Source organism: Arachidicoccus rhizosphaerae (assembly GCF_900107765.1).
Classification (GTDB): Bacteria; Bacteroidota; Bacteroidia; order Chitinophagales; family Chitinophagaceae; genus Arachidicoccus; species Arachidicoccus rhizosphaerae.
This window is the reverse complement of sequence record NZ_FNQY01000010.1, coordinates 33,148-47,984: the sequence shown is the minus strand read 5'-3', so window position 1 is coordinate 47,984 and position 14,837 is coordinate 33,148. Positions and strand designations below refer to the sequence as shown.

Sequence of the window (14,837 nt, the reverse complement as noted above, 5' to 3'; positions counted from 1 at the left end):
GTCAATATACCATCGCCTCAAAGGCGATGGCTTGCCACTACTGTCGGATAAATCCGACAACGCGACCAGAGGCTGATTGACGACAGCCCAATAGTTTAATGTTTTTTGCGGCATTAAAGTCCGCATGGTCTGTGTGACCACACTTCATACACTGAAATTCATTTTGAGTTTTCCGGTTTCGTCTTTCAATATGATCGCATTCATTACAGCGTTGCGAAGTGTACGCTGGTGGTACTAAAAATACCGGTACTCCAGCTATCTCAGCCTTGTAGCTGATGAATGCTCTTAATTGGTTGAAAGACCATCCGGAAAACCGGGAACGAAGCTTTTTAGAAACCCTTTGCCGATTACGTATGCCTGATAAATCCTCTAAGGCAATGCCCCTACCGGTGCGTTTTGCTTGTTCCACAATTATCTTACTTATCCTGTGGTTCTCATTTTTTTTGAATCTTTTCTCGCGGCCTGATCTTTTCTTGAGTTTTCTTTTCGCCGCCCTCGTTCCTTTTTTTTGTAGGCCGTCCCTGGCGGCCTGGTTTCTTTGGTGTACTGTTTGAATTTCTTTTCCATCAAAGGACCTGCCATCACTGGTGGTTGCCAGCTGACAAATTCCCAGATCAACTCCAATTACATCTTCGCATTTTATTTTTTCTTCTACAGGCACCTGGCAACAGACATTCAGGAAGAATGCTCCTCGGCTAAAAAAAAGGTCACATTCACCCTTTTGGTGTTGTAAGGCCACTCTGCCACTTTCCCCTACTTTAAAGGATATTTCTTCTCTTCCCTCTAAAGTGAGGATACTAAGTCTCTGCTTTTCCATGTCAAAGGTTAACATACGACAGTCAAAGGGTACGGCGCCCTTTAACCTGAAACGGCGAGCGGTGTCTATGTTACCCTTCGATTGCTTAGCCCTCACTTTGTAGCTATCCACGACTTTGCCTATACAGCGAATAGCCATTTGCGATTTTAAGCTAAAAAGCCGTCGTAATTCATAGTAAGACAGGTGATGTACCCTCAGCTTGTCAAAAACCTGATGACTATGAGCCAACGCTGACACATGATTGCAAGCGTTATTCATCCCTTCTAATGTTTCCATTAGAAGAGATATCTGCCTGTTCGAAGGAACCAATTTTATCTTAGCTGTAATAGTCATTCCTGATACAAAGCTAATATAAATAGTTTATAAATCCTATCATGTTAGTATTATTTAATAAAAATAATAAATTGTTTAATTTTGAGACTCCGCCTGAAAGGCGGTGGTTTCTACCAATGAATCAGAAAATGAAGTATAATGGCGGGGTATTATTTTTACGTCAGTTACCGCTCGTTGCTGTTTTTAATGAGTGTTTAAAGATGACGGAGTGGTCTCCTTAATTGGGTTTACCCTTCAAAGTTTCATAAAAATCGGGAGTTTTACTTATTTTTTTAATTCAAGGAAGGGGAAGGAAGCTGACTTTTTATGCCGGCAGCTGCGGCGCCAAGGGTAAAGCCGAGCTTTTTAAGACCTGCTCTGACCTCCGGTGCACTCACAAACAGACGCCAGAGCAACTGAGAACGGTAATTTTCCATCATTACTACAATAGGGCCCTGATCGATGGCCAGATACCGTTTGGGAAACCAGTTGTCTGCCTGGCTGAATCCGTCATAAAATCCATATTTTCCCAGCAATTTACTGCCCAGGCTATCATAAAAATACCGGAGTGCGGCCATGGACTGCCTGGGCGTATAGGCAAAGCTGCTGAGGGCTGCCGTAGGAGAGATCACCCCCAGGTCGCTTTGCATACTAGGCGCATGCGCCGCATATCCGGCTGTGGAATATCCGGCAGTAAGTCCCCAGCAACCGGGTCCATAGCCTTTAAAACCCTTCGGATTGTCCACACACCACTGATAATTAATTAAGGTCTGGTTGATGTTTTCCTGGCCGTAGTTGCCATAGGCGTCTATCAGGCCTCTGGGGTCCAGCCCCAGATAGGAGTATTCGCTCCAAAACAAGGGACCGCCATTTGGCAGATCCCCCTGGTGAAAAAATTGCAAATCGATGCCTTTATAGCTGCTGGCTCTTTTTATTTTACCATTCATGGCCCAGCCTTCATCATAGGTCGTTTTATCAACCGGGTGTGTAGGAGAGCTGGCTCCCAGTATATACATAATCAGACACTCATTATATCCGTGAACCGGAAAATTCATTTCCCAGCCATAATCAGGGCTCCAATGCCAGTAAAGGACTTTTTCTCCGCCCTTCGTATACCAGTGGTAATCGACCCCGCGCCAAAGCTGGTCTATTCTGGCAGCCAGCGCTTTTTCCTCGCTGCTGCCCCCTTGCAGGTATTGTCTGGCTGTAATCAGTCCCTGCATCAGAAAGGAAGTTTCAACCAGGTCGCCGCCGTCGTCTTTGGTCCCAAAAGGCTTTGTCTTACCTGTTGTGCCCTCATACCAATGCGAATAGGCTCCGTGATAACGGTCGGCTTTTTCTAAAAAGCTGACGATGGCCGTGAGTCTTTGTACGCCTGCTGCTCTGGTAATAAATCCTCTGTCCATTCCGACTATAAGGGCCATGATCCCGAAACCGCTGCCACCGGTGGTGACCACGCTCTGGTCATGTTCAGGATAATCTCCATCCATATGTATCCGCTCGGGGGCCATTTTGCTTTCTAATTCCGCCCCGTCATAAAAATACTGAAAACTGCGCTGCTGAATCAGGGTGAAAAGCGCACTGTCTGAAAGGTAGGGCAGGGGGGCGCCTGCTGCCGTGTCTATACCGGCTGTTGTGTCCGAAGTGCCGGTTTTCAGACTGCTGTCCGGGGACTGGCGGCAGGCTGAGAACACCAATGGAAATGAAAACAGTAAACAAAGGCTGAGCCAGAAATGGTACCGGGATTTGCTGGCAGGTAATGTAAAAAGAATTCCCTTTAAAAAAGAGTGCAAGGGAGCTGAAACTTTATCTTTTCCGGGCTTTATCCCTATGTTTTCAGCCGTGCTGAGGGTATTTGTACTTGTCTGAATGGAATAGGATTGAATAGGTTGCATGATAGACTGTATAGAGGAATGAAAAATGAATGGTAGATAGATATATTAAGAAAACAAAATGAACGCATCTATATAAAAACGTTTTTATAAAAGCGTTTTACTGGAAGACAAAAAAAGGCTGTCTTCCAGTATGAGTACGCTATTAATGTAATGCCGCCTTTTAGTAGCCCGGATTTTGGGTCGTCACGCCTTCTGTGGCATCAATTTCCACCTGCGGAACCGGGAAATGTTCATTTTTACCCGTAGTGAACGTTTTTCCTAAAGCACTAAATACCGTGGCTGCCTGACCGGTACGGATCAGATCAAAGAAGCGGTCACATTCCATTGCAAGTTCAACCCTTCTTTCTTTCCAGATGGCTGTCCTGAGTCCCTGCTGACCGCTGGCCGTCGTATTACCCAGGCCGGCTCTGTGGCGAATAAGGTTCAGGGAGCTGACAGCCGTTGCCGTATTGCCCAGCTCGTTGGCCGCTTCTGCATTAATGAGCACAATATCTCCCATTCTGAGCAGTCGGATATTTTTATTGGTATTATCTCCGTCTCCATCATAACTTTCATCGAAAACACTGACGTAGGCTTTGTAATTATAGCGTGGGTTCGCGGCGGATACCAGGATTACCCCGTCAAATAGTGTGTCGCCTATATGAATGATGGTCGCTTTTTTTCTTTTATCCCCTGCTTCATAGGCGTTGTCTAAATCCTGGCTCGGAACATTAAAGCCCCAGCCGGAATAGGCGCTGACACTGACCGTGCCGGCCTCTGTTATTCTTTTAAAGCTACCGGCTCTGATACCTTGTACGGCGGTATATTGCTGTACGGCAGCGTCAGGAACGCCGATTTTACTTTGGACTTCAAACAAAGACTCTTTGGAGTTTTCTCCGATTTCCCGCCAGATGGTACTGTAATCATCCACCAGGCCATATGTGCCATAACTGCCCTGCATGATGCCGCTGCTCAGATCATAGGCCTGCTGATAATTTTTCTCATATAAAGACACTTTAGCCAGCAGTCCTGCTGCGGCTCCCTTGGTGGCGTGTCCTACATCCGCTGCGGCCTGATTGTCATTGGTGGGCAATACGCTCATGGCTTCCTTTAGATCCTTTTCAATAAAAGCATAGATATCGGCTTCAGGAACCCGGGTTGCTGCTTTTGTGACATCATCGGGGTTTTCAGAGTTCAGCACCGTGTCGATTAATGGGACATCCCCGAACATACGTACCAGGTTAAAATAATAATAAGCCCTTAAAAACTTGGCTTCTGCAATATAGCGGTTTTTAAGGCCGGCGTCCAGCTGGGTATAAAGACCGATGTTTAATATGGCCTGATTACAGTTGGAAACGCCGTTGTAGTTACCTGTCCAACCCTCTGCCACGCTGCCTGTGGTGGCGCTATAAGTCAGTGCATCCATCTGGTCTTTATCGCCACCCAGGTCACCAGGGTCGCTGCCCTTATCGGCATCATCGGAGGTGATGGACGTTAGACCCAGCCAGGAAAATGAAGATTCGTTCCATTGTAAAAGGTTGGTATAGCAGGCTGCCAGAAATTTGGCAGCTCCTGCCGGGTCGGTATAAATGGAATCATTTTGCTGAACCGTATTTTGCGGTGTGGGGTTAAGATAAGATTTGGAACAGCTGCAGTAAAACAACAGCGCGGATGCTGTTATTAAAAGGATATTTATCGATTTTTTCATGATCATATTTTTTTAGGTGGATCGTTTAGAAGCCAACATTAACGCCGAACATATAGGTGGCGGTGACCGGATAGATACTCAGTTCTATACCAGAACTAAGGGCATTGCCGGGCAGTTCCGGCGTATAGCCACTGTATTTTTTCCAGATAAGCGGGTTTTCCGCACTGGCGAAAACCCTGAGCGACTGGATATGCCATTTTTGCGTATTGCTAAATGTATAGCCCAGTGTAACATTATTGACTCTCAAGAAATTGCCCGATTCCACATAATAGGTGGAAGGTTTAGGGATGGCATTAGAAGCTCTGGGTTGTGTCCCGTTTGGATTATCTGTACTCCACATATCATCCACCCTTGCGGCCTCAATTTCATCATTTCCGAAACGAACGGCTTTCTTACCGTTATAGATTTTATTGCCGGCATTGCCATACAGGTCGAAGGAGAAATCCAGTCCTTTGAAGGCAAATCCGCCATTGATGCCATAATAAAACTTAGGCTGGTAGGAGCCGGCAAAGATGCGGTCTTTGTCGTTAATCAAATCATCTCCGTTCTGGTCCACATACCGAAAATCGCCGGGCTGTGCACCTTGTATATGAGCGCTATTGTCAATCTCATCCTGGCTTTTATAAATACCATCTGTCTGATAGACCCAGAAGCTGCCGATAGGTTGTCCGGGAACGGTATAGGTTACGATCTCTCCATTACCCAGGCTACCGCCTTTAAGTTGCAAAGTCCCGTCTACATGATCCACTACGTTGGTGTTAAAGGTCATATTAAAACCCAGGTGGTAGCTAAAATCTTTACTGGTATGATCTTGCCAGTTCAGTTCAAATTCGACACCTTTGTTTCGAACATCTGCCGCCTGAGAATAAACAATCTTATCCTGGTCTCCGAAAGTGGTAGGAACGGTAACAGGAATATAGGCATGGGTGAGTTTATTATAATAGCTTATATCTCCGGAGAGTTTATTTTTGAGTAAGGCAAACTCCAGACCCAGATCGGTGCCTTTGGTGGTTTCCCAGCTGACGGCAGCGTCTTTGATCTGGTCAAAGGTCCATGCCTGTTGCGCAGCGGTATTGCTGCCACCAAACCCGTAATATTTACTCTGCAAAGAGATTTCGTTTAAAATCCTCAGGTTGGAGATGGTAATATCATTACCTACTTTACCATAACCCGCCCTGAGTTTTAAAGAATTAAAAAGGGTTTGATTTTTCATGAACTTTTCCTCCGAAATCACCCAGGCGCCCCCGATGGAGTAGAAGGTACCGTACTGGTTATCCGTAGGGAAGGAGCTCGATCCGTCTCTACGCAGTGATCCGTTGAAAATATAACGCCTGTCATAGGTATAGATCAGACGGCTATAAGCAGAAGCCCTGGTCAGGATGGCTCCTGAGCTTCCTACGTCTGCATTGTTATCTCCCTGATCCAGATACCACAAATTGGGATCAGCCGGCACATTCTGAATGGAGCCGGACCAGCTTTTATCCCTGTTCTTTTCGGACGAATATCCTAAAGTGGCATTGATCTCATGTAGCCCGAAAGTTTTATTATAGGTAGCGTTATTATCTATAATATAATAAAAACTGTTGTTGTTGCTTTGGCTTAAACTGGAAATATCATTTTTCTGACCGGACCAGATAAAGTATACCGGTGTATAGACCTTCTGGTTGTTGTTGTGATAATCAAAATTGTAACTGCTACGTAGGGTAAGTCCGTTTACCGGTTTGAGTTCCGCAAAGACATTGCCTTGCAGGCGTAACTGATCGCCCTTATCATGCGTCAGATCTAGCTTAGCCACTGGGTTGGCTACACTTAAAAGGCTGGTATATCCGTAACTGCCATCATCAAAGCGGACAGGGACGGTGGGAGCCATCCGGTAAGCATCGTCAAACTCGGTGGGTTTGTTATTCATATTGTAAACACTTACATTTAAATTGTTACCCAGTTTTAAAAAGGGTGCCAGCTGGTAGGTGTTATTGATTCTGAAGGCAGCTCTTGTATAATCTTCACCCGGGATAATGCCCTGGTCTTTAAAAACGGAACCTCCAAAGTAATAGGTTACTTTTTCAGAACCGCCACTGATATTCAGATCATAGTTCTGGATGATTCCTTTATGTGTCACCTCATCGAACCAGTTAGTGGTGGCGCTAAGCGTATCCAGGTCAAAAGCAGGATCGACATTGTCATATGCTCTGGCCGCATTGGTGAAAGCGGCGTAAGTTCTGGCATCTGCCATCTTAACCGTAGAGGTAGGCGTTTTAAACCCTGTATAAGTGTTTAAATGTATTTGCATCTTACCCGACTTGCCACTTTTTGTCGTAATGATAACCACACCGTTACCCGCCCTGCTACCATATATGGCCTGAGCGGAGGCGTCCTTTAAAACCTGGACGGAGGCGATATCATTGTTATTGATATTGGTAATATCTGAGGTAATCACGCCATCTACTACAAAAATCGGATTCGCGTCACCCAGCACGGAGCCTACTCCCCGAACCCTGACTTCAGGCTGCGAACCAGGTGCACCGGAGGCGGTAATCTGGACGCCTGGAACCTTGCCCTGGATTCCCTGGGCTGCCGAAAGAACCGGCCTGGCGGCAATGTCTTTGCCGTCTACCTGCGCCACCGAACCCACCACCTGGCTTCTTCTGGCTGAACCATAACCGATAATGACCACCTCATCCAGGGTGCCGGCCGCACTGTGTAATACAATGGAAAGATTCGTATTAGAGGCTAGTGTAACGGTCGTTCCCACATAGCCGATGGAAGAAACGGATAATTTCTCTCCGGGACTTGCCTGAATGGAGAATTGTCCGGCCGAATCACTGATCGCACCTTTGCCTGAACTAAGTAGTGTAACCGAAGCGCTTTGAATGGGAGCACCGGTTAAAGAGTCTTTGACCTGACCCGTATAAATTTGTTGTGCCATCATAAAGGAAGGAAATGCCATAAAGCCAACAATAATCAGGATGGTTGTTTTTAGCCTGGCCATAGTTGTCACTAGGGCCGGAGCTGCGATTTTATGGCCGTCTCTTGCACCTGAAGGTGGTATGACCTGGACTGACCTGGGGTTCTTTTTCATATTCATAATGTGCATTTTTTGATTTGCTGAGGTTGATAGTATTTGAGTAGGAGTTCGATAGGTATAAAATTTAATTAATATGGATTGGGTAAATAATGTATTTTTTTGATGCTAAAAAGGGGGTCGGTGCTCATTTAGTGATCAGGTTATCATCTCAGGTTTGATCAGTTTAAAGTAGGGTTAACTGCTGGAGCTGCGTCATACAGAAACCATATACTCCTGCTTGATGCTGGCTCAAATTTAACAGCAAAAGCGCTGTCGTTTAAAATTCTTTAACACATCTAGACTACATCAATTCGGTGGAAAATTAAAATTTTGAATGTATTTACCACATCATAAATACATCATATTGGATTGTGTATAATTATAAATAATTGATTTATAATACGATATAAAATTATTGTGATTTTTGATTAAAATAACAATTGTTTGTGTAGGGATTGTCTGGAGCTGGCTTTGATTTTTGATGTAGACGCCGCTTTTTAAGCTAGTTAGATATTGTTTAACATTTTTTGGGCGGCAGTTAGACTTGCATTAATTTTTGGAAAAGGTGCTTTAGCTCTGTTCGCTAATTCAATGGCCCCGCTTATGCAAAGAAAATATTGGTCAAAATGGCTGTTTAGGGCTGAGAAAATGTCCGGGAACGGGAGTGGAAACGGCAAACAATATGGGTGCTTATCGTTTTTGGGATGGTCAAATCAACCTTATCACCTCTGGTAAACCGGGGTCGTTTCAGTACAAGGAACATCAGCAGACCTGCAATAGTTGGAGTCCGCTGTTCATATGGGCAGGCTATTTTATACCAGGTTGGGTGGCTTTATCACAGCTTATATGCGCAACATAAAATCACTTAGGTTGTCCTGAGGACCGAGGCGCAATTTTTTACGAAGCCGGTAGCGTTTTATCTCTACGCCCCGCACGGAGATATTTAACAAAGGAGCGATTTCCTTGGTCGACAAATTCATTTTAAGGTAAGCAGCGAGCCTTAAATCCTGACTGGTCAGATCTGGATAGGACTGGACCAGTTTTTCAAAAAAGGCTTCATGTACTTTACTAAATCCATTGTCAAATAACTGCCAGTCACTTTCTTCATCCTGGATATATTTATTCAGTGACTTGGATAGCTTTTGCAGCCGGCTGTCAATGGGGAGGGTATCTGATACAGAATTGTGTTGCGTTTTCATCTGATCCAGCTCTTCCTTAAAACGTTTAAGGGCTTTTTTCTTTTTAATTAACTCCATGGCCAGTTTCGCAAGGTCTTCACTTTTATGCAGCACTTCCCCTTTAAGCTTTTGCTGTTCCAGGACCAGCAGCTGGTTGGCATTTTTTTCTCTTTGTAGCTGCAACGCTTCCCTCATTTTAAGGGTCATCGTCTGCCGCTGTAATTTCAGCCGGTGTTGATGTATACGCCAGAGTACAAGTATCAATATAAGCAACAACAACAGGTACAGAATTCTGGCTACAATAGAAAAATACCAGGGGTTCAGGACCTGGATTTCAAGGGTCGCTATTTTATCAGACAGATTGCTTTTTACCTGAAACTTATAATTGCCGGAGCTCAGGTTATTGAGTTCTTTTTCTCCAGGAAAGCTATAAGCACTCCACCGGTCCTCAGGACTACCCAGCAAACGGTAGCTATAGGCGGCAGGCTGGTCATATGCCGCCAGAGAATAACTGATTTTTAAATTGTTACTCCGGTAGGGAAGACGCAGCGTTCCATCAGATTGAACAAATGAGCCCGGAAGGCTGATATCTTTACCTTCTTTAATCAGACTGATTTGTCTGAAACTGGGGCTGGGAAGATTTACCGGCAGTGTCCTTTCTGTTTTATGCAGTATTACAAAACCGTCTTCGCCTGTCAATAGGCTAGCCAGGGGGTTTATCGATACAATATTTTCAAATCCGGTTACCAGGTTGAATAAATGACTATTTAAAGCAAAATGAGTCCATTCGCCATCCGGATTTTTATAGTGAAGCTGTTTGTCTTTGTCCAGTACCCAATAGGCCGTTTTTTTTGGCGAGGGGGAAGTTACCGCTCGGGCTCCCACTTCGTCTGTAAAAATAGCCCTGGGATTGTCGTAGGGTTCCAGGTAAGCCTCCAGCTCTTTGTCTCGCACAAGTTGGTTACTGGCATTATCCCACTTATAAATACCGGTCCTGCCAGATAATCTGACCTGATCTCCGGTTCGGAACAGACACCAGCCCAGCGTCGTAGGTCCCGGATTTTTTAAAGGAAGCTGTACCATATTTTGAACCTGCTGATAGCCGCTGTCTGCACTTAATAAATAGATGCCCTTATAAGCGTGCATGGCCCAAATACGTCCGTCTGAAGCTATTCTGACCCGGCTGACAGCCATATTCTTGGTCCCTTTAAGCAGGTGGGAGAACTTCCAGCCAGCCTTATTTTTCTCATATACGGCAATCCCGTTATAAGTGCCTTGCAGGAGTTTTTTGATTTTTCCCGTTTTGGGGTCTATTAGCGGTTCCAGATCCCAGCCGCCGGAAAGACTGGATATTTTTTCTATGCCGGTCTGATTGATCCGGTAGGTGCCGGTATTATTGCCACAAAATAGGGTTGAATCGATTATTTTTAGATCCCAGACCTGACCGGTTATCCCCGGTACTTCTTTTAAATCCGTTAGCTCAAAATGCGCCATCTGATTATAAGGGGCCTGGTAAAGGCCATGATTGGATCCGACATATAGGGTATGCCGGTAAATGGCTACCGCATAGACGGTGCCTATTGTTCCTTCCTGGTCTTTATAATAGGCAACATTGGATTTTAAAATAAGCTGGGCAATTCCTTTATCCATGGCAAGCCATACATTGCCTTCTTTATCGGGGTACATACCCAGGATCGTATTGTTCTGCAAACCTGTTTTTTTATTGACGCCGGCCAATAACTGTCCCTGTGCATCCATGAAAAATACGCCCTGTCCGATGGTGCCAATTGCATAGAGATTATCCGCTAATTTGACGCCGTTATTGATCTCCGCCAGCTTTAACTCTTGATCTATAGCTGTAGGGAAAGCGGTAATCTGGCCACTCAGCGGATCAAAACGCAAAAGGCCGTCTTTTTCCGTACCAATCAATAGTTCCCGGGTACCATAGGGAAGCATCATGGTAATGCGGCCATGGCATAACTGCGGCTTGTTACTGACAGGTTCTAATTTTTCTGATTCATTGATTCTAAATAGACCCTTTCCCAGAACCTGTACATAGAATTGATCTCTGACTGGGTAGGTATATAAAATAGTACCCGGTGCTACCAGGGTTTTTACGGTGCCGCCATGTAATAAATGGATTCTGGAAAAAGACTGAAACAAAACAAAATTGTTCTCTGGTATAATCTTCCAGATTTCTTCCGCGCCAAACATTGAATCCCGAACCAGTTGGCTTAAGTTATGAAACTGATAACCCCCAAAATCTTTTTTCTGATAATAACCGAATACGCCAAAACCGCCAGCGTAAATTCTGCCCTTTCCATCGCTGGCAACCGATCTAACAATTTGATTCTCGGGCAGCGGATATAGGTGCCAGCTCGCACCGTCATAACTTAACAATCCCTGGTTGTTGGCAAAAAAGAGCAGGTCATCTTCTGACTGAGTGATAGACCAGTTCTGACTCTCCGCCTGGTACTGACTATTGGTGTAATTAATGATCTCCGGCCGGATATTCATTGTCTGCGCCTGAACCGGCACCTGGCAGAGCAAGCGTATAATAAAAAGAAAAACCGTTAGGGGTACATATGCCATCGTCTTGCGCAAATTAACGGGGCGGTGCCTGTAAGAATTTTTTAAACCTGAGGAAGGAAGCAGGCAAATTAAGTCCGTCTTAAAAAAGGAAATTATATTTCTGTTTGTGTCTGCCTGCATAGGGACATAGGTAAAATGATGAACCGTGTTATTTGATTTTGGAACCGGAAGTTTTTTTGCCGTTGTTGGACTGTTGTAGCATTTGCCAATTTACCATTTTTATTCTATTGAAAGGATTGGCAAATGGCTCATTAAAAATGTAGACTTTAATAGTTATAAAATTGTTGTTTATCAAATATAAGCATTCCTGCCATATTATTTAAGGAGTACCCGAAAGGTTGGCGGGAGCAGAGAACCGCCGGGCTACCTTATTTATTTGGAATTAAAATAAAATTGGCCGGCCTGTAACGCTTGAATAAAGCTTACCCGGCCGGCCAATGCTGATATGCAGATTTTATATTGAGCGCAATAAAACCTGTTTTTTTACAGACGTTTTCTTATTTTTTTGCACTGTCTGAAGGCGTAACATCCAACACCTGTATGTCAAATTTAAGGTTGCTGAAAGCAGGGATTTTATCGCCCTGATCTCTGTCTCCGTAACCTAATTCAGCAGGAATATAGATCGTGCCTTTTGCTCCTTTACCAAATAAACGCAACCCTTCGTCCATACCCTGGATAGAACGGTGCTGTCCGATGGCAATAGGCAATGGTTCGGTGTGTCCGGCAATGGTAGAATCGATATTAGAATCAAATGGTTTACCACTAGAGAGCAGACTGCCGGTGTATTTGATGGTAGCTGTCATTCCGGAATCTGCTTTTTTGCTGATATCACCAGGTTCGTCAATGACGACATAAGCACCGCTTTTAGTCTTCGTGGCTTTTAAGCCCTTGTCTTTGATGTATTTATCTAAATCTGCCGTGGCTTTTTTAAGTTTTTCCTCAGAAACAGCCTGTTGTTTGGTTCTTTCTTTGGTGACATCTTTTTGAGCGCTGGCCTCATCTTTGAAGACATTCAGGATGCTGACGATTGCTTTGACATGGCGACCCTTGGTCATAAACGGAGGCAAACCCTGGTTAGGACCACCTTGTTTGATAATAGAATCCACGCTGATAACCACTTCTGCGCTGTCTCCGGATTTTAACTGAGGGAAAATTTCCAGGAAAGTCATTTTTACCCTGGCTGATGTATCGACCTTGGTGTATTGCGGCATCATGTCATAGGCGTTGCGCCATACAGTGTCTCCCAGTTCCGGAATGGTGAATTTGAATTTGAATTTAATGATATCGCCTGGTGCAGCCTGTACACCCATGGTGTCGGCCCCTATTACCTTGCCTGAAAGGATTTTATATTTCATGCCAGAAGGGGTGGTCTTGTAATTGACATTACAAGCAGCCAGACCCAGTATTGCAGCGGCAGAACAGGCAAAAATTAGTTTTTTCATTTTTAAAATTATACGTTCTTTTAATATTTGGATTCGCAATATTAACTTAAAGCGGACTTATAATCTAATAAAACCTTTTTAAATTTTTGGACAGTTTCAGTAAGGGAGTCGGGAGTATTACCGCCGGCCGCATTTTTATGGCCTCCGCCATTGAAATGTTGTCGGGCGAACTGATTGACGTCAAAATCACCTTTACTGCGGAAGGACCATTTTCGTTCCTCATCCCGGTCAATGACGATGGCTCCGAACTTGATGCCATCAATGGAAAGCAAATAGTTCACCAGGCCCTCAGTATCACCTGTTTTCGTATGAAAAGTCAGCAAATCCGCTTTTGGAATCGTCATAATGGCGGTATTGTACTCATAGAGGACCTCCATGCGTTTGAGCAGACTATGGCCCAAAAATCTAAGTCGTTCTTCGCTGTTTGAGTCATAAATATGTTCATGAACCTTACTGTGATCCAGTCCCAGATTTTTTAAATCGGCAATTACTGCATGAACGGAAGCAGTGGTGGAGGGGAATCTGAAAGAGCCGGTATCGGTCATAAGACCTGTGTAAATACAACTGGCCAGAAGAGGATCTATCTTGTCATGATGACCACTGCCTACAATAAAATCATACACCATCTCACAGGTGGAGCTTTTTTCCGGAATACTAATGCCATAATCAAAAGCAGCTACCTGGGGCTGTTCATGGTGATCTATTAATATTTTTACAGCGCCTGCCTGGCTGATGGCAGGTTCCATGGATTTTGTTCTATATAATACATTGAAATCCAGACAAAATATCCAATCGGCAGCTTTGATGGTTGCATCAGAGAATAACTTGGTTTTTTCATAGTCCCAGACCTGTTCTGCTCCGGGAAGCCAGTCCAAAAAGGGTGCCCAGTTAGTGGGAGAGATGACCTGGACATGATGACCCAGCTTTATTAAAAAATGATATAAGGCCAGTGTAGATCCCATTGCGTCGCCGTCGGGCTTCTGATGCATGGTAATCATGACTTTTTTAGGCTTTTTTGTCTCGTTTAAAAGGGTATAGAACTCGGAAATTGCTTTCATGAATGAATGATCTAATTATTAACTGTCAAAAATGCCCGGTTTGGAGATCTGGCGGTTCAGACCGCTTTTATAGCCAGTGCAATCCAGCTCAGGTTCCCGACGGGTTTATAATCCAACAGGCGCAAAAATAACAGATTTTATGCGGTTGGCAAAAGTTCGTGAAGATGGCTGAACAACAAAAAAATAGATGTGCTAATAAATTGAAAACCAAATTATTATTTTTTAGGTACGGGTCTGCTCTGGGTCAAAATTGTGAAACTATCACTCGTTTATTCAGCTAAATGCTTTATTTTTGCGGCCAATCTTAAAAAAATATGAGCAATACAACTTTTACCATGATTAAACCGGATGCTACGGCTAAAGGCTACACCGGTGCAATCTTAGATCAAATCATTAAAGCCGGCTTTACCATCAAGGCTATGAAATGGACAAAATTGACCAAAGAGCAGGCTGGTGCTTTCTATGAAGTGCATAAAGAACGTCCTTTCTATGGTGAGCTGGTTGATTTTATGAGCAGTGGCCAAATCGTTGCAGCTATCTTAGAAAAAGATAATGCGGTAGCAGATTTCAGAACACTGATTGGTTCTACCAATCCTGCTGAAGCTGCTGAAGGTACCATTCGTAAACAATTTGCTGCTTCTATCGGCGAAAATGCAGTCCATGGTAGTGATAGCGATGAAAATGCACAGATTGAGGGTAACTTCTTTTTCTCCAGACTGGAAAGATTCTAAGCCAGGGGTAGGAACCGGTCTATGACTGTTTATTTCCTTTAAGCTTAAGATGAATAAGAAA

Annotated in this window: 8 protein-coding genes; 1 reads left to right on the top strand and 7 read right to left on the bottom strand. The window is 44.2% G+C overall.

The features are described 5' to 3' along the window. Positions 1-37: 37 nt before the first annotated feature. From BLU80_RS09965 to BLU80_RS09930, 7 genes are all read right to left on the bottom strand, one after another. Positions 38-1,150 (bottom strand): RNA-guided endonuclease InsQ/TnpB family protein, encoded by a 1,113-nt coding sequence (locus BLU80_RS09965; RefSeq protein ID WP_091397468.1) that lies wholly within the window; start codon positions 1,148-1,150, stop codon positions 38-40. A gap of 272 nt (positions 1,151-1,422) precedes the next feature. Next, positions 1,423-3,024 (bottom strand): glucoamylase family protein, encoded by a 1,602-nt coding sequence (locus tag BLU80_RS09955; protein WP_091397462.1) that lies wholly within the window; start codon positions 3,022-3,024, stop codon positions 1,423-1,425. Between the two features lie 160 nt (positions 3,025-3,184). Beyond that, entirely contained in the window at positions 3,185-4,711 is a 1,527-nt protein-coding gene (locus BLU80_RS09950) for a RagB/SusD family nutrient uptake outer membrane protein (RefSeq protein WP_091397458.1), read from the bottom strand. Between the two features lie 25 nt (positions 4,712-4,736). After that, positions 4,737-7,796 (bottom strand): SusC/RagA family TonB-linked outer membrane protein, encoded by a 3,060-nt coding sequence (locus BLU80_RS09945; RefSeq protein WP_211481807.1) that lies wholly within the window; start codon positions 7,794-7,796, stop codon positions 4,737-4,739. An 821-nt stretch (positions 7,797-8,617) separates the two neighbouring features. After that, the gene (locus BLU80_RS09940) at positions 8,618-11,545 is read right to left on the bottom strand and encodes a two-component regulator propeller domain-containing protein (RefSeq protein WP_139188124.1); all 2,928 of its coding nucleotides are present in this window, start codon (positions 11,543-11,545) and stop codon (positions 8,618-8,620) included. A 497-nt stretch (positions 11,546-12,042) separates the two neighbouring features. After that, positions 12,043-12,987 carry an FKBP-type peptidyl-prolyl cis-trans isomerase gene (locus BLU80_RS09935; RefSeq protein WP_091397452.1) on the bottom strand — a complete coding sequence of 315 codons (945 nt, stop codon included), beginning with the start codon at positions 12,985-12,987 and terminating at the stop codon, positions 12,043-12,045. Between the two features lie 41 nt (positions 12,988-13,028). Continuing rightward, the gene (locus BLU80_RS09930) at positions 13,029-14,045 is read right to left on the bottom strand and encodes a DHH family phosphoesterase (RefSeq protein ID WP_091397449.1); all 1,017 of its coding nucleotides are present in this window, start codon (positions 14,043-14,045) and stop codon (positions 13,029-13,031) included. A 314-nt stretch (positions 14,046-14,359) separates the two neighbouring features. Here BLU80_RS09930 and BLU80_RS09925 point away from each other — a divergent pair, with 314 nt between their 5' ends. Continuing rightward, the gene (locus BLU80_RS09925) at positions 14,360-14,776 is read left to right on the top strand and encodes a nucleoside-diphosphate kinase (protein ID WP_091397446.1); all 417 of its coding nucleotides are present in this window, start codon (positions 14,360-14,362) and stop codon (positions 14,774-14,776) included. Positions 14,777-14,837: the final 61 nt, after the last annotated feature.